This is a genomic window from Streptomyces sp. NPDC058683, assembly GCF_042716195.1.
Taxonomy (GTDB): Bacteria; Actinomycetota; Actinomycetes; order Streptomycetales; family Streptomycetaceae; genus Streptomyces.
In genome coordinates this window covers 291895-307330 of the sequence record NZ_JBHXSK010000003.1, presented here as the reverse complement: position 1 = coordinate 307330, position 15436 = coordinate 291895, and the positions used below count along the sequence as shown (strand labels likewise).

General features: G+C 70.7%; 15 protein-coding genes. 11 read left to right on the top strand and 4 right to left on the bottom strand.

The window, feature by feature from the left end; genetic code table 11:
- Positions 1 to 9 precede the first annotated feature (9 nt).
- The 10 genes from ACFWXC_RS05155 to ACFWXC_RS05110 all read left to right on the top strand — a co-directional run bounded on the left by ACFWXC_RS05155 (position 10) and on the right by ACFWXC_RS05110 (position 10560).
- Entirely contained in the window at positions 10 to 426 is a 417-nt protein-coding gene (locus ACFWXC_RS05155) for a nuclear transport factor 2 family protein (RefSeq protein WP_384473264.1), read from the top strand.
- 196 nt (positions 427 to 622) lie between these two features.
- Positions 623 to 2227, top strand: a complete 1605-nt coding sequence (locus tag ACFWXC_RS05150; protein WP_384473261.1) for an ABC transporter substrate-binding protein — start codon at positions 623 to 625, stop codon at positions 2225 to 2227.
- A gap of 4 nt (positions 2228 to 2231) precedes the next feature.
- On the top strand, positions 2232 to 3191 hold the full coding sequence (locus ACFWXC_RS05145; RefSeq protein WP_384473259.1) for an ABC transporter permease: 960 nt from the start codon (positions 2232 to 2234) through the stop codon (positions 3189 to 3191).
- Complete coding sequence (locus tag ACFWXC_RS05140) at positions 3188 to 5212, top strand: dipeptide/oligopeptide/nickel ABC transporter permease/ATP-binding protein (RefSeq protein ID WP_384473256.1); 2025 nt, start codon at positions 3188 to 3190, stop codon at positions 5210 to 5212. The genes ACFWXC_RS05145 and ACFWXC_RS05140 overlap by 4 nt, the downstream gene beginning before the upstream one ends.
- Positions 5213 to 5217: 5 nt before the next feature.
- Positions 5218 to 6207, top strand: a complete 990-nt coding sequence (locus ACFWXC_RS05135) for an oligopeptide/dipeptide ABC transporter ATP-binding protein (protein ID WP_384473441.1) — start codon at positions 5218 to 5220, stop codon at positions 6205 to 6207.
- Positions 6207 to 7133 carry a dihydrodipicolinate synthase family protein gene (locus ACFWXC_RS05130; protein ID WP_384473253.1) on the top strand — a complete coding sequence of 309 codons (927 nt, stop codon included), beginning with the start codon at positions 6207 to 6209 and terminating at the stop codon, positions 7131 to 7133. Before ACFWXC_RS05135 ends, ACFWXC_RS05130 begins: the two co-directional genes overlap by 1 nt.
- Before the next feature lie 105 nt (positions 7134 to 7238).
- Positions 7239 to 7463: a hypothetical protein gene (locus ACFWXC_RS05125; RefSeq protein ID WP_360484394.1), complete on the top strand. Its 225-nt coding sequence runs from the start codon at positions 7239 to 7241 to the stop codon at positions 7461 to 7463.
- Positions 7464 to 7512: 49 nt separating this feature from the next.
- Complete coding sequence (recO, locus tag ACFWXC_RS05120; RefSeq protein ID WP_351691460.1) at positions 7513 to 8262, top strand: DNA repair protein RecO; 750 nt, start codon at positions 7513 to 7515, stop codon at positions 8260 to 8262.
- Positions 8263 to 8279: 17 nt separating this feature from the next.
- Positions 8280 to 9119 (top strand): isoprenyl transferase, encoded by an 840-nt coding sequence (locus ACFWXC_RS05115; RefSeq protein WP_384473250.1) that lies wholly within the window; start codon positions 8280 to 8282, stop codon positions 9117 to 9119.
- An 88-nt stretch (positions 9120 to 9207) separates the two neighbouring features.
- Positions 9208 to 10560 (top strand): histidine-type phosphatase, encoded by a 1353-nt coding sequence (locus ACFWXC_RS05110; RefSeq protein WP_384473247.1) that lies wholly within the window; start codon positions 9208 to 9210, stop codon positions 10558 to 10560.
- Positions 10561 to 10739: 179 nt separating this feature from the next.
- On the opposite strand, the gene ACFWXC_RS05105 is transcribed toward ACFWXC_RS05110, so the two are convergent.
- The 4 genes from ACFWXC_RS05105 to ACFWXC_RS05090 form a co-directional block, all read right to left on the bottom strand.
- Positions 10740 to 11159 (bottom strand): transcriptional repressor, encoded by a 420-nt coding sequence (locus ACFWXC_RS05105; protein WP_360484170.1) that lies wholly within the window; start codon positions 11157 to 11159, stop codon positions 10740 to 10742.
- 61 nt (positions 11160 to 11220) lie between these two features.
- The gene (locus ACFWXC_RS05100) at positions 11221 to 12123 is read right to left on the bottom strand and encodes a metal ABC transporter permease (protein WP_384473243.1); all 903 of its coding nucleotides are present in this window, start codon (positions 12121 to 12123) and stop codon (positions 11221 to 11223) included.
- Complete coding sequence (locus ACFWXC_RS05095; RefSeq protein WP_384473240.1) at positions 12123 to 12887, bottom strand: metal ABC transporter ATP-binding protein; 765 nt, start codon at positions 12885 to 12887, stop codon at positions 12123 to 12125. Before ACFWXC_RS05095 ends, ACFWXC_RS05100 begins: the two co-directional genes overlap by 1 nt.
- A gap of 11 nt (positions 12888 to 12898) precedes the next feature.
- The gene (locus ACFWXC_RS05090; RefSeq protein WP_384473237.1) at positions 12899 to 13855 is read right to left on the bottom strand and encodes a metal ABC transporter substrate-binding protein; all 957 of its coding nucleotides are present in this window, start codon (positions 13853 to 13855) and stop codon (positions 12899 to 12901) included.
- A gap of 185 nt (positions 13856 to 14040) precedes the next feature.
- Between ACFWXC_RS05090 and ACFWXC_RS05085 the strand changes: the two genes are divergently transcribed.
- Entirely contained in the window at positions 14041 to 15423 is a 1383-nt protein-coding gene (locus tag ACFWXC_RS05085; protein ID WP_384473234.1) for a glycine--tRNA ligase, read from the top strand.
- Positions 15424 to 15436: the final 13 nt, after the last annotated feature.

Below are 15436 nucleotides of genomic sequence, written 5' to 3'. Positions count from 1 at the left end.
ATGGGCTCCATGACAACCGCCGAGATGGAAGAGCTGATCCAGGCGCATCTGAGCGCCGAGGAGCGCGGTGACCCGGAGGGGTCGGTCGCCGTGTACACCGACGACATCGAGCACGACGTCGTGGGCGACCCGAACGGCCCGAAGCACGGCATCCCGGCGGCGCTCGACTTCTACCGGCAGCTGTGCAAGGACTTCCGCACCGAGAGCGAGGAGCGCACCCACACCTACTACTCCGACGACGCCGTCACCATGGAGAACGTGATGACAGGCACCGTCCCGGGCTCCTTCCTGGGGATTCCGGGAGGCGGCCGCCGGATCACCTTCCGGATCCTGCACGTCTTCGAGTTCCGCGACGGCAGGATCTCCCGGGAGAACGTGTGGCTGGACGGCGCCGCGGTGGCCGCCCAGCTGACCGCTCCCGCCTAGCCCCTCCGGCGCTGGTCACCTCCCCGGTGGCCGGCGCCGGCCGCTGCCTTTCTGCCGTCCTCTCGCGCCGCCATTGGTCCGACCTCTGACGGTTTACGCCATTCGTGTGTGCTGCCTTGACCGCCCCCAAACGCCCTCTTATGGTCGCGCTTACACAGGACGTCCGACGTCTCCTTTCCCCCACGCTGGAGGCACCGTGCGCGACGAGGCGACCCACGGCCGCAGGACGTTCCTGAAACACGCCGGGGCCCTGAGCGCGGCCGCCTCGCTGACGACACTGACGGCCTGCGGACCCAAGTCCACGATCGACCTCGGCGGCAGCGGCTCCGACCGCGGCCTGACGGCCGTGATCGGCTACGGCAACGACGGCAGCTGGGACCCGACCCAGACCGCGTCCGCGTTCGCGATGGCCGCCAACAACCACATCTACGAGGGCCTCGCCGACACGGATCCGATCACCCGCGCCCCCTATCCGGCGCTGGCGACCCGGCTGCCCGCCGACCCGGACGCCACCACCTGGCGGTTCACCCTGCGCCCGGACGCCACCTTCCACGACGGCAGGCCGGTCACCGCCGACGACGTGGTCTTCGTCTTCGACCGGATCCTGGACCCGGGCACCCAGACCCTCGCCAAGGGCTTCTTCGCGAGCTGGCTGAAGGAGGCCCGCAGGATCGACACCCGGACCGTCGACCTGGTCCTCAGGTTCCCCTTCCCGGACGGGATCGCCCGCCTCACCCTCGCCAAGATCATGCCGGCGCACGTGTTCTCCCGGCCCGGCGCCTGGGACGACGCGATCAAGGGACTCGCGGTGGGCACGGGACCGTACCGGCAGACCGGGCACCACCCGAAGTCGAACACCACCTTCGCCGCGTACGACGGCTACAACGGCCCCCGCAGGCCCGCCTTCCGGCGGATGAACTGGCTGACGATCGTCGACGCGGCCTCACGCGTGGCCAGGATCTCCGGCGTCGACGCGGGCGCGCAGATCTCCGACAACATCCCCTACGCCAACATCACCCGCCTGGAACAGGGCGGACTGTCGGTCGGCGGCGGCGCCGGGATGAACAACCTGTTCCTGATGTTCAACACGCGGCACAAGCCCTTCGATGACGTCCGGGTCCGCCAGGCCCTGCACCATGCCATCGACAAGGACAAGATCATCGAGGTCGCCCTCAAGGGCCACGGAAAACCGGCGAGTTCGTTCCTGAACGAGACCAACCCCGGCTACCGCAGGGCGAAGACGGTCTACGACTACGACCCCGACCGGGCGAAGGCGCTCCTCAAGGCCGCCGGGGTCAGCGGACTCCACGTGAACATCCTCGCCGTCAACGTGAGCTGGATCGTCGACTGCCTGCCCACCATCAAGTCGTCCTGGGACGCGATCGGCGTCGCCACGACCCTGTCCCCGCAGGAGACCACGGCCGTGTTCACCAAGATGGACCAGAAACAGGACTACCAGGTCGTCGCCGCCGTCTCGAACCCCAACCAGTTCGGCCTCGACGCCGACCTGATCATGCACTACAACTACGGCCCCGAGAACCTCTGGATGGGCTACGCCCGATGGGCCGACGACGCCGTCGCGAAACGGCTCTTCAAGGACATGGACGCGGCCACCCGCGAATCGGACCCGGACAAGAAGAAGACGATGATCCAGGACTACATCGACGTCGTCGCCGAACAGGCCGTCCTCTACCCGGTCGTCCACAACGAGCTGATCACCGCCTGGGACCCGCGCAGGCTCACCGGCATAAGGGCCCAGCCCTACCCCGGCATCAACGTCCTGACGGCCCAGTGGGCCTGACGGCATGAACGCCGTCCTGCGCATCCTGCTGCGCCGCATCGCCCTGCTGGTGCCGCTGCTGCTCGGCATCGCCCTGTTCGTGTTCCTGGTGATGCGCTTCTCCGACGTCGACCCGGCGTCCGCGTTCTTCCAGGGCGCCAACCCCACCCCGCGGCAACTCCACGACTTCCGGGAGCGCAACGGCCTCCTCGACCCGCTCCCGGTCCGCTACGTCCATTTCATCGGCGACCTGTTCCACGGCGACCTCGGCACCAGCGCCCTCACCCGCACCCCGGTCCTCGACCAGGTCGCCACCGCCCTGCCGCTCACCCTCCAGCTGACCTTCCTCGGCCTCGGCATCGCGGTCGTCCTGGCGCTGGCCGGCGGTGTCACGGCGGCCATCCACCGGGACCGCTGGCCGGACCAGGTCATCCGGGTGCTCTCGCTCGTCGGTGTCGCCGCCCCCGCCTTCTGGCTGGCGCTGCTGATGATCCAGTACCTGGCGGTCGACCGGGGCTGGTTCCCGTCCGGCGGCTACATCAACCCGGAGGACTCCGTCACCGGCTGGCTGAAGACCATGGCCCTGCCCGCCCTCGCGCTCTCCCTCCCGGTCGCCGCCCAGCTCACCCGGATCGTCCGCACCTCGGTGGTCGAGGAACTCGACCGGGACTACGTCCGCACGGCGATCGGCAGCGGCCTGCCGCCCCATGTCGTGGTCGGCCGCAACGTCCTGCGCAACGCGCTCGTCAACCCGCTGACCGTGCTCGGCCTGCGGGTCGGCTACCTCCTCGGCGGCGCCGTCGTCATCGAGACGATCTTCGCCCTGCCCGGCATGGGCAAGCTGATGATCGACGCCGTGCAGAACGGCGACCCGGCCGTCGTCCAGGGCGTGGTCCTCACCACCGCGACCGGCTTCGTCGTCGTCAACCTCGTCATCGACGTCCTCTATCTGCTGGTCAACCCCCGTCTGAGGGAGGCGACATGACGACGTTCACCCGCGCGGCCCTCACCACCGCCCTCGCCCGTCCCGGCGTACGGCTGCGCAGGCTGTCCCCGCTGTCCAGGGCGGCCCTCGTCTTCCTGGCCGTGGTGGTCCTGGTCGCGGTGTTCGCGCCCCTGCTGGCCCCCGACGACCCCCTGGCCCAGCAGGCCCCCGCCGACGGCACCGGGCACCCCTCCGCCGGCCACTGGATGGGCCAGGACAGCCTCGGCCGGGACATCCTCAGCCGGCTGATGTACGGCGCCCGCTGGTCCCTCGCCATCGGCCTCGGCGCGACCGGCCTGGCCCTGGTCGCCGGCGCGCTGCTCGGCGCGCTCGCGGCCACCTCCCGCAAGGGCGTCGACGAGACGCTGATGCGCTGCCTGGACGTGGTGATGGCGTTCCCGGGCATCGCGCTGGCGGCCGTCCTGGTCGCCGTCTTCGGCGGCGGCATCACGGTCTTGATCTGCGCGATCGCCTTCCTCTTCACCCCACCGGTGGCCCGCGTGGTCCGGGCGAACGTCCTCGACCAGTACGGCGAGGACTACGTCACCGCGGAACGCGTGATCGGCGCCCGCACCCCGCACATCGTGCTCCGCCACGTGGCCGTGAACTGCGCCGCCCCCGTCCTGGTCTTCTGCACGGTCCAGGTCGCCGAGGCCATCGTGTTCGAGGCGTCCCTGTCCTTCATCGGCGCGGGCGTCCGGCCCCCGGACCCGTCCTGGGGCAGCGTCATCGCGGACGGCAAGAACATGGTGCTGACCGGAGGCTGGTGGGCGACCCTCTTCCCCGGCCTGCTGATCCTGCTCACCGTCCTCTCCCTGAACATCCTCTCCGAGGGCGTCTCGGACGCGTGGGCGTCACCGGCGCCGAGGGAGACGGAGCCGACAGGGGCCGATCCGGTGGAGACCGTCGAGCACGGCGAGGTCCTGGCGCTGCCCGGCCTGGCGGAGGCGGGGGAGCGGCTCCGCGCCCGCGCCCGGCCCCCCGTTGCGGGCGGCCGACCGGTACTGGCCGTGGAGAGGCTGGCCATCGGCTTCCCCGACCGCCACCGGGGCGTGAACATCGTCGACGGCATCAGCTTCGAGGTGCATCCGGGCGAGGTGCTGGGCCTGGTCGGAGAGTCGGGCTGTGGAAAGTCCCTGACGGCCCTGACGATCATGGGCCTGCAGCCGAAGACGGCACGGGTAAACGGGCAGATCTGGTTCGCCCCCAAAGGGGCGCGGGGCGGTATCGAATATGCGGCTACCGCCGCGCGGGCGCGATCAACCCCCACCGGCCCGCAGCCGCCCATCGACCTCACCACCCCCCACCGCCGCCTCCTCGGCCACGAACTCGCGATGGTCTACCAGGACGCCCTGTCCTCCCTGAACCCCTCCATGACCGTCAACGCCCAGCTCAAGCAGCTCACCCGGCGCGGCGGCCACCGCACCCCCGCCGAACTCCTCGCCCTCGTCGGCCTGGACCCCATCCGCACCCTCCCCAGTTACCCCCACGAACTCTCCGGCGGCCAGCGCCAGCGCGTCCTGATCGCCATGGCCCTCTCCCGCGACCCCCGCCTGATCATCGCCGACGAACCGACCACCGCCCTCGACGTCACCGTCCAGGCCCAGGTGATGGAACTCCTCCTGCGCCTCCGCGAGGAACTCGGCTTCGCGCTGATCCTCGTCTCGCACGACCTGGCCCTGGTCGCGGACGTCACCGACCGGGTGGTGGTGATGTACGGCGGACAGATCGTCGAGACCGGCGTCACCGCGGAGCTGGTCGCCGCCCCCGCCCACCACTACACGCGCGGCCTGCTCGGCAGCGTGCTGTCGCTGGAGTCCGGGGCCGAGCGGCTGACCCAGATCCGGGGCGTGGTGCCGTCCCCGGCCGACTTCCCGGCGGGCTGCCGCTTCGCGGACCGCTGCCCGGCGGCGAGCGAGATCTGCCGTACGACACCACCGGACCTCGTCGGCTCCCGCATCCACACCGCGGCCTGCCACCACCCGGCCGTCGACCTGGCGAGCACGGAGGCGGTGACGTGAGCGCGGTGGAGCTGTCCGGCGTCCACGTGGTCCACCGGGCCCGCGGCGGGGGCGTGTTCGGCCGGGACCGGGTGTACGCGCTGACCGGCGCCGACCTCACCGTGGCGCCCGGCGAGACGGTCGGCGTGGTCGGCGAGTCGGGGTGCGGGAAGTCGACGCTGGCGAAGGTGCTGGTCGGCATCCAGCGGCCGACCGCCGGCACGGTCACCTTCCACGGCCGTGACCTGTGGGCGATGCCGGGGGCCGAACGCCGGTCGACCGTCGGCGCCGGCACCGGCATGATCTTCCAGGACCCGTCGACGGCCCTCAACCGCCGACTGCCGGTGCGCCGAATCCTCCGCGACCCGCTGGACGTCCACGAGCGCGGTACCCGGGCCGAACGGGACGAGCGGGTACGGGAGTTGATGGGCCTGGTCGGTCTGCCCCGGGCCCTCGCCGAGGCCCTGCCCGGCCAGCTCTCCGGCGGCCAGCGGCAGCGGGTGGCGATCGCCCGGGCGCTCGCCCTGGACCCCGACCTGGTGGTGGCCGACGAACCGACCAGCGCCCTGGACGTCTCGGTCCGCGCCCAGATCCTCAACCTCCTCCTCGACCTGCGCGAGCGGCTCGGCCTCGCCATGGTCTTCGTCTCCCACGACATCCAGACGGTACGGCGGATGAGCGACCGGGTGATCACCATGTACCTGGGCCGGATCGTCGAGGAGACCCCGGCCGCCGAGGTCACCGAGCACGCCCGGCACCCGTACACCAGGGCCCTGTTCTCGGCCACCCCCGGCCTGCTCCGCCCGATCGACCCCATCCCGCTCACCGGTCCGGTGCCCTCGGCCACCCGCCCGCCGTCCGGCTGCCCGTTCCGCACCCGCTGCTGGAAGGCGGACGACGAGTGTGCCGTCCGCATGCCTGACTTCACGGCCGCGTCACGCACCGCTCACCGCTACCGCTGTCACCATCCACTGGAGGAGGACCAGCCGAGCCACAGCCTGCCCAGGGAGCCCTGATGACCCTGCCCACTCCGCTGACCGGTGTCGTACCGCCCGTCTGCACCCCCCTGACACCGGACCGCGAGGTGGACGTCCCGTCCCTGCGCAGGCTCGTCGACCATCTGGTCGCGGCCGGGGTGGACGGCCTGTTCGTGCTGGGCTCCACCTCGGAGGTGGCGTATCTGACGGACCGGCAGCGCAGGCTGGTCACCGAGACCGTGGTGACGCACGCGGCGGGGCGGCTCCCGGTGCTGGCGGGCGTGATCGACATGACCACGCCCCGGGTCCTGGACCACGTCGAGTCCGTCACCTCCGCCGGTGCGGACGCGGTCGTCGTCACCGCGCCCTTCTACACCCGCACCCACCCCGCCGAGATCGCCCGCCACTTCCGCCTGGTCGCCGGCCGCTCGCCCGTCCCGGTGATCGCCTACGACATCCCGGCCGCCGTCCACACCAAGCTCCCCGCAGGCCTGGTCCTCGAACTGGCCGCCGACGGGGTGCTGGCCGGGCTGAAGGACTCCAGCGGTGACCTGGCGGGCTTCCGCGAGGTCGTCACCGGCAGCCGGAGCCTGCCCCGCTTCAGCGCGCTGACGGGCTCCGAGCTGACCGTCGACTCGGCCCTCGCGCTGGGCGCCGACGGGGCGGTACCGGGTCTCGCCAACGTCGACCCGGACGGCTATGTCCGCCTGCACCGGCTCTGCCGGGCCGGTGACTGGGAGCGGGCGCGGGCGGAGCAGGAGCGGCTGTGCGGGCTCTTCCGGATGACCGGAGTCGGGGACCCGGCCCGGATGGGCGGCAGCTCGGCGGCGCTGGGCGCGTTCAAGACGGCGCTGCACCTGCGGGGGGTGATCGGCTGCCCGGCCACGGCCGAACCGCAGGTGCCGCTGTCGGAGGCGGAGACCGAGTGCGTGGGGAAGTTCCTGGCGGGAGCGGGGCTGCTGTAGCCGGCCGCGCCGGCGTCCGGGACAGACTCCGGCCGAGTCTAGGCACGCAGCGCCACCTCAGTGATGCGAAGCGTGAAATTCCCGGAGGCGGGGGAGCCAGGTGAGGTGAACGCGAAGAACCTCCCCGTCGGCTCCTGCGCCGTCGACACCCGTACCGGACGGCTGGGCATCGTCATGGGGCACGAGGGCCCCTATGTGCAGCTGAGGCCGTACGGGGGAGGGCGGGAGTGGGACGCCCACCCGGACGCCGTACGGATCGCGACCCAGGCCGAACGGCTCAGCGCGGCCACCGCCCACGCCAACGCCCGCAGCCGCGGCGAGGTGCCTTGAAGGTTCCGGTCCGCACCGGCCCCCTGCCACGGCAGGGCAGAATGGGCCCATGAGCCTGTTCCGCGACGACGGCATCGTGCTGCGCACCCAGAAGCTGGGTGAGGCGGACCGGATCATCACCTTGCTCACCCGTGGACACGGCCGGGTGCGGGCCGTCGCTCGTGGGGTGCGGCGGACCAAGTCGAAGTTCGGGGCGCGGCTCGAGCCGTTCTCCCATGTCGACGTCCAGTTCTTCGCGCGGGGGAGCGAGCTGATCGGGCGCGGGCTGCCGCTGTGCACCCAGAGCGAGACCATCGCGCCGTACGGCGGCGGGATCGTCACCGACTACGCCCGGTACACCGCCGGGACGGCCATGCTGGAGACCGCCGAGCGGTTCACGGACCACGAGGGCGAACCGGCCGTGCAGCAGTACCTGCTGCTGGTGGGGGCGCTCAGGACACTCGCCCGCGGCGAGCACGCACCCCACCTCGTGCTCGACGCCTTCCTGCTGCGCTCGCTCGCCGTCAACGGCTACGCGCCCAGCTTCGACTCCTGCGCCAAGTGCGGGATGCCCGGTCCGAACCGGTTCTTCTCGGTCGCCTCCGGCGGCAGTGTCTGCGTCGACTGCCGGGTGCCCGGCAGCGTCGTACCCTCGCCGCAGACCCTGGTTCTCCTCGGCGCTCTGCTTACGGGAGACTGGGAGACGGCGGACGCGGCCGAGGCACGGCACGTCCGGGAGGGCGGCGGGCTGGTGTCCGCCTATCTGCACTGGCACCTGGAGCGGGGGCTGCGCTCGCTCAGGTACGTAGAGAAGAGCTAGAGGGAGACGAGAAGCACATGGTCGTACGCGGGATCCTGGGGAGCCGGCGCCGCGAGTACCGGACGCCGGAGCCACACCCGTCCGGTGCCCGACCGCCGAAGCTCCCGGGCGAGCTGGTCCCGAACCATGTGGCCATCGTCATGGACGGCAACGGCCGCTGGGCGAAGGAGCGCGGGCTGCCGCGCACCGAGGGGCACAAGGTCGGCGCCGAACGCGTCCTCGACGTGCTCCAGGGCTCCATCGAGATCGGCGTCCGGAACATCTCCCTCTACGCCTTCTCCACCGAGAACTGGAAGCGCTCGCCCGAAGAGGTCCGCTTCCTGATGAACTTCAACCGCGACTTCATCCGCAAGACCCGCGACCAGCTCGACGAACTCGGCATCCGGGTGCGCTGGGCGGGCCGGATGCCCCGGCTGTGGAAGTCGGTCGCCAAGGAGCTCCAGGTCGCCCAGGAGCAGACCAAGGGCAACGACCTGCTCACCCTGTACTTCTGCATGAACTACGGCGGCCGCGCCGAGATCGCCGACGCGGTGCAGGCGATCGCCGAGGAGGTCAAGGCGGGCCGCCTCGACCCGTCGAAGGTTTCCGAGAAGACCATCCAGAAGCACCTGTACTACGGGGACATGCCGGACGTGGACGTGTTCCTGCGCCCCAGCGGCGAGCAGCGCACCTCCAACTTCCTGCTCTGGCAGAGCGCTTACGCCGAGATGGTCTTCCAGGACGTCCTGTGGCCCGACTTCGACCGCCGCGACCTGTGGCGCGCCTGCCTCGAATTCGCCTCCCGGGACCGCCGGTTCGGCGGCGCCATCCCCAACGAGGAACTGCTGGCCTTGGAGGACAACCACCCCGGCGACTGACGGCCACCCGCCGTTCACGCGAGCCGTTCAGGATGCGGGAGATCATGCCTGGCCACCCCCTGGTCTCCCGCCTCTGGAACGGTCCCTCATGAAGCGTGTCACCCCTGTCCTCGCCCTGGGCGCCCTGCTCCTCACCGCGCTGCCCGCACATGCCACGGACAACGGGCTCACCCACCGCGACAGCTACGGCACCAAGGCCGTGTACTCCCCGGGCCAGAACCCGCGCACCTACCAGCAGGCGCCCGCCGGGTACACCGCCGTGTTCACCGAGAACGTCTCCCGGCACGGTTCCCGCTCCGCCACCGACGGCGAGGACGGCGACATCATCCTCGCGCTCTGGAACCAGGCCGAGGCGGACGGCCAGCTCACCAGGCTGGGCAAGGAGTTCGGCCCGGACGTGCAGGCCCTCGAAGCGGCCATGAGCACCGTCGGGTACGGCAACCTCAGCGGCCGCGGCAAGGACGAACTCCGCGCCACCGCCGTCCGCCTGGAGAAGCGCCTGCCCTCTCTCTTCTCGTCCGTCGCCAGGAACGGCGAGAAGATCGACGTCGTCAGCTCGGGCCAGGGCCGCGCGGTCGACAGCGGTACGGTCTTCGCCACCGCCCTCACCGACGCCGACCCGGCGCTCAAGGCCTCGCTCGGCACCGCCCGGGTCGACAAGGACCTGCTCTACTTCCACAAGTCCGCCGGCGGCGCCGACTACCAGAAGTGGCTGGCGAGCGACGAGCGGCTGGCCTCGACCCTGGAGGCGGTCACCGACCAGCCGGCCTCGCACAGGGCGGCCGCCCGGGTGCTGGGCAAGATCTTCAAGCCGGCGTTCGTGCAGCGCGTCGTCGACGGCGAGTTCTCCGCCACGGCCTCCGACATCACCGCCGCCCAGGCCGTCTACAACCTTTACGCCATCGCGCCGGCCATGAGCGAGGAGAGCCCGAACGGCAAGGGCTGGGACTTCGACCGCTACATCGCCCCGCGCGACGCGGCCTGGTTCGGCTACCTCGGCGACGCCGAGGACTTCTACGAGAAGGGCCCGAGCTTCTCGGACAGCGACATCACCTACAAGATGGCGGACGTCCTCCTCGACGACCTCTTCAAGCAGGTCGAGGCCAAGCGGGACGGCACCAGCACGCTGGGCGCCGAACTCCGTTTCACGCACGCCGAGGAGATCATCCCGCTGGCCGCGCTGATGCGGCTGCCGGGCAGCGAGAAGCCGGCGACGCCGGGCCGGACGTACACCTACGCCGACAACCCGTGGCGCGGTGCCGAGGTGGCCTCCCTGGCCTCCAACATCCAGTGGGACGTCTTCCGCAAGGGCGACGACTACCTGGTGCGGATGCTCTACAACGAGAAGGAGATCGCCTTCAAGGCGGGCTGCCACCCCATCAGGAAGAACAGCAAGTTCTACGACCTGAACGAACTGGAGCGCTGCTTCGGCAGGGGCTGACCGGGGGTTGGGGCAGGGGTGTGACGCTCACCGGCGCTGGCCGGGTGCCGCTGCGCCCACCCGTGCCGCCCTGCGGCACGCCTGCCCGCAGCTATGTGGCTGACGCTACTGCAGCGCCCCGTAAGGGGCGCGGGGAACTGCGCGAGCAACCCCCACCGGGCCGCGCTCGGACAACCGGCTCACCCCGCGGCGCACCCCGCGCAGTCCGCACACGTGCCGAAGATCTCCACGGTGTGCGCCACATTCACATACCCGTGCTCCGCCGCGATCGCCTCCGCCCACTTCTCCACCGCGGGGCCCTCCACCTCCACCGCCTTGCCGCACACGCGGCAGACCAGGTGGTGGTGGTGTTCGCCGGTGGAGCAGCGGCGGTACACCGACTCGCCCTCGGAGGTGCGCAGGACGTCCACCTCACCGGCGTCGGCGAGGTTCTGGAGCGTGCGGTAGACCGTGGTGAGGCCCACCGAGTCGCCCTTGTGCTTGAGCATGTCGTGCAGTTCCTGCGCGCTGCGGAACTCGTCGACCTCGTCCAGGGCCGCCGCCACGGCTGCCCGCTGACGGGTCGAGCGGCCCTTCACGGGCGGTCCAGCGGTCGTCACCGGTTGCCTCCTCACATCACTGCTTCTGCCGGGCCATTGTGCCAGCCCGGAGTGTGCGCGGTCAGACGCCGACCTCGTCGGCGGCCTCCCGGCCGGCCGGAATCGCGCACTCCGCCGGGTCGCCGGCGGGCCGCCGCGCGGCGGCCGTGCGGGCGCGTCGCCGGGCCAGCGGTGCGGCCAGCAGGCTCAGCACGATGAACGCGGCGATCGTCAGCAGCACGATCGTCGCGCCCGGCGGAACGTACTGGTAGTACGACGTGATCGTGCCCCCGATGGTCACCGTCACACCGATCGCGACGGCGATCGCGAACGTGGCCGCGAAGCTCCGGCTGAGCTGCTGGGCGGCGGCCACCGGCACCACCATCAGCGCCGACACCAGCAGCAGGCCCACCACGCGCATCGCGACCGTCACCGTGACCGCCGCCGTGATCGCCGTCAGCAGGTTCAGCGCCCGCACCGGCAGGCCCGTCACCCGGGCGAACTCCTCGTCCTGGCTCACCGCGAACAGCTGCCGGCGCAGGCCGAGGGTGACCAGCAGGACGAAGGCGGCGAGCACGCAGATCGCGGTCACGTCCGACTCCGACACCGTCGACAGCGAACCGAAGAGGTACGACATCAGGTTGGCGTTGGAGCCGCCCGGCGCGAGGTTGATCAGCATCACCCCGCCGGCCATCCCGCCGTAGAAGAGCATCGCGAGGGCGATGTCGCCGCGGGTCCTGCCGTACCAGCGGATCAGCTCCATGAGGACGGCGCCCAGCACCGAGACCGCCGTCGCCATCCACACGGGGGAGGTCGAGAGCAGGAAGCCGAGGCCGACGCCGGTCATGGCCACGTGGCCGATGCCGTCGCCCATCAGGGCCTGGCGGCGCTGGACCAGGTAGATGCCGATGGCGGGGGCGGTGAGGCCGACCAGGACGGCGGCGAGCAGGGCCCGCTGCATGAAGGCGTAGTTCAGGAAGTCCATCAGCTCAGCAGTCCCGTGCGGATCGGCGCGTGCTCGTGGGGGTGTACGTGGTCGTGGCCGGGGAGGGCGTGCTGGCCGACCGCGCGCGGCGGCGGGCCGTCGTGCAGGACGCAGCCGTCGCGGAGCACGACCGCGCGGTCGATCAGCGGCTCCAGCGGGCCCAGTTCGTGCAGGACCAGCAGGACCGTGGTGCCCTGCTCGACCTGCTCGCGCAGCGTCCGCGCGAGGATCTCCTGGCTGGCCAGGTCGACGCCCGCCATCGGCTCGTCCATGATCAGCAGTTCGGGCCGGGCGACCAGGGCGCGGGCGATCAGCACCCGCTGGTGCTGGCCGCCGGAGAGCGCCTCGACGTTGTCCTTGGCCCGGTCGGCCATCCCGACCAGGCCGAGCGCGTCCCGTACGGCCTGGTGGTCGGCCTTGCGGAAGAGGCCGAAGCGGGTGCGGGAGAGGCGGCCGGCGGAGACGACCTCGGTGACGGTGGCGGGGACACCGCCCGCGGCGGTGGTGCGCTGCGGGACGTAGCCGACCCGGGACCAGTCGCGGAAGGTGCGGCGCGGGGTGCCGAACAGGGTGATCTCGCCGCCACTGGCCGGTACCTGGCCGATGATCGTGCGGATCGCGGTCGACTTGCCGGAGCCGTTCGCGCCGAGCAGCGCGACGACCTCGCCGCGGTGCACGGTGAGGTCGATGCCGCGCAGCACGGGACGCGAGCCCAGCTCGGCGGTGACCCCGCGCAGGGATATGACGGGCTCGCCGGTGGTCATCTCGTCTCCGCTCACTTGGTGCCCAGGGCCGTCTGGAGGGCCTTGAGGTTGGCTTCCTGGACCGCGAAGTAGTCCTTGCCGCGGGACTTGGCGGTGATGCCCTCGATCGGGTCGAGGACGTCCGTCTTCAGTCCGGCGTCGGCGGCGATCGTCTTCGCGGTCTTGTCGCTGACGAGCGTCTCGTAGAACACGGTGCTGACGCCGTCGGCCTTGGCCATGGTCTCCAGGTCCTTCACACGGGCCGCGCTCGGCTCCGACTCCGGGTCGAGGCCGTTGATGGCCTCCTCGGTCAGGCCGTAGCGCTCGGCGAGGTAGCCGAAGGCGGCGTGGGTGGTGATGAAGACCTTGGACTTGGTGTTCGCCAGGCCGTCCTTGAACTTGGTGTTCAGGTCGTCCAGCTTCTTCACCAGGGCCGCGGTGTTCTTCTTGTAGTCGGCCGCGTGGTCCGGGTCGGCCTTCTCGAAGGCCTTGCCCACCCCCTCGGCGACCTGGGCGTAGCGCACCGGGTCCAGCCAGATGTGGGGGTCGAGGCCGGACAGCTCCTCGTTGTCGGAGGTGTCGTGGGAGGCCGCGTGGCCGCCGGCCTCGTTGCCGTGCTTCTCCAGCGTGGTCAGGGAGGCCGCGTCGATCTTCGTCCGCACCGACGACTGGGCGACGGCGTCGTCGACGGAGGGCTGGAGGTTCTTCAGGTAGAGGACCGCGTCGGACTTCTCGATCCCGATGATCTGCTTGGGGCTGATCTCCAGGTCGTGCGGTTCCTGGCCGGGTGATGTGAGACTGGTGACGTGGACGTGGTTCCCGCCTATCCGGTCGGCGAGGAAGGCCATCGGATAGAAGGACGCGACGACGTCGAACTTGCCGGTCTGGGCCGCCGTGGCGTCGCCGCCGCAGGCGGAGAGCGTCGCCATGCCGAGTGCGGTGACGGCGGTCGCGGCGGCCGTGGGTATGAGGCGTCGTCGTACGTTCATGAGACTCATTTTCAACAAATATGGAAACCGTTGTCAACAAGCATCGGTAAGGCCTCGGTAAGCCCTGGGTGGTCTGTCCGTCATGGGGGACCGATTTGGTCGAGGGGGAGCCCCCGCCGGTAACCTGAAGCATTCGCTCTGAAGCATCTCGCTTCGTCGCCCGTCGTCGTAATGAAGAGAGCACCGTGGCCGCCGACAAGATCGACACCATCGTCAGCCTGAGCAAGCGCCGTGGCTTCGTATTCCCGTGCAGTGAGATCTACGGCGGTCAGCGTGCCGCCTGGGACTACGGGCCGCTGGGTGTCGAGCTCAAGGAGAACCTGAAGCGCCAGTGGTGGCGCTACATGGTGACGTCGCGCGAGGACGTGGTCGGTATCGACTCGTCCGTCATCCTGGCCCCGGAGGTCTGGGTGGCCTCCGGTCATGTCGCCACCTTCACGGACCCGCTGACCGAGTGCACCGCCTGCCACAAGCGGTTCCGCGCGGACCACCTGGAGGAGGCCTACGAGGCCAAGCACAACCGCCTCCCGGAGAACGGCCTGGCCGACGTGAACTGCCCGAACTGCGGCAACAAGGGCCAGTTCACCGAGCCCAAGCAGTTCTCGGGTCTGCTGTCGACGCACCTCGGCCCGACCCAGGACAGCGGTTCCGTCGCCTACCTGCGCCCCGAGACCGCGCAGGGCATCTTCACCAACTTCGCCCAGGTGCAGACCACCTCGCGCCGCAAGCCGCCGTTCGGCATCGCGCAGATGGGCAAGTCCTTCCGCAACGAGATCACGCCCGGCAACTTCATCTTCCGCACCCGCGAGTTCGAGCAGATGGAGATGGAGTTCTTCGTCAAGCCGGGCGAGGACGAGAAGTGGCAGGAGTACTGGATGGAGCAGCGCTGGAACTGGTACACCGGCCTGGGCCTGCGCGAGGAGAACATGCGGTGGTACGACCACCCGAAGGAGAAGCTCTCCCACTACTCCAAGCGCACCGCCGACATCGAGTACCGCTTCCAGTTCGGCGGCAACGAGTGGGGTGAGCTGGAGGGCGTCGCCAACCGCACCGACTACGACCTGGGCGCCCACTCCAAGGCCTCCGGCCAGGACCTCTCCTACTTCGACCAGGAGGCCGGGGAGCGCTGGACGCCGTACGTCATCGAGCCGGCGGCCGGTGTCGGCCGCGCGATGCTGGCGTTCCTGCTCGACGCCTACGTCGAGGACGAGGCGCCCAACGCCAAGGGCAAGCTGGAGAAGCGCACGGTGCTGCGCCTGGACCACCGCCTGGCGCCGGTGAAGGTCGCGGTCCTGCCGCTGTCCCGCAACCCCGAGCTGTCCCCGAAGGCCAAGGGGCTGGCCGCCGCCCTGCGGCAGAACTGGAACATCGAGTTCGACGACGCCGGCGCCATCGGCCGCCGCTACCGCCGCCAGGACGAGATCGGCACGCCGTACTGCGTGACCGTCGACTTCGACACGCTCGAGGACAACGCGGTGACGGTCCGCGAGCGTGACTCGATGAAGCAGGAGCGGATCTCGCTGGACCAGATCGAGGGGTACCTCGCGGGGCGCCTCGTCGGGTGCTAGGAGTTTGAGCGGG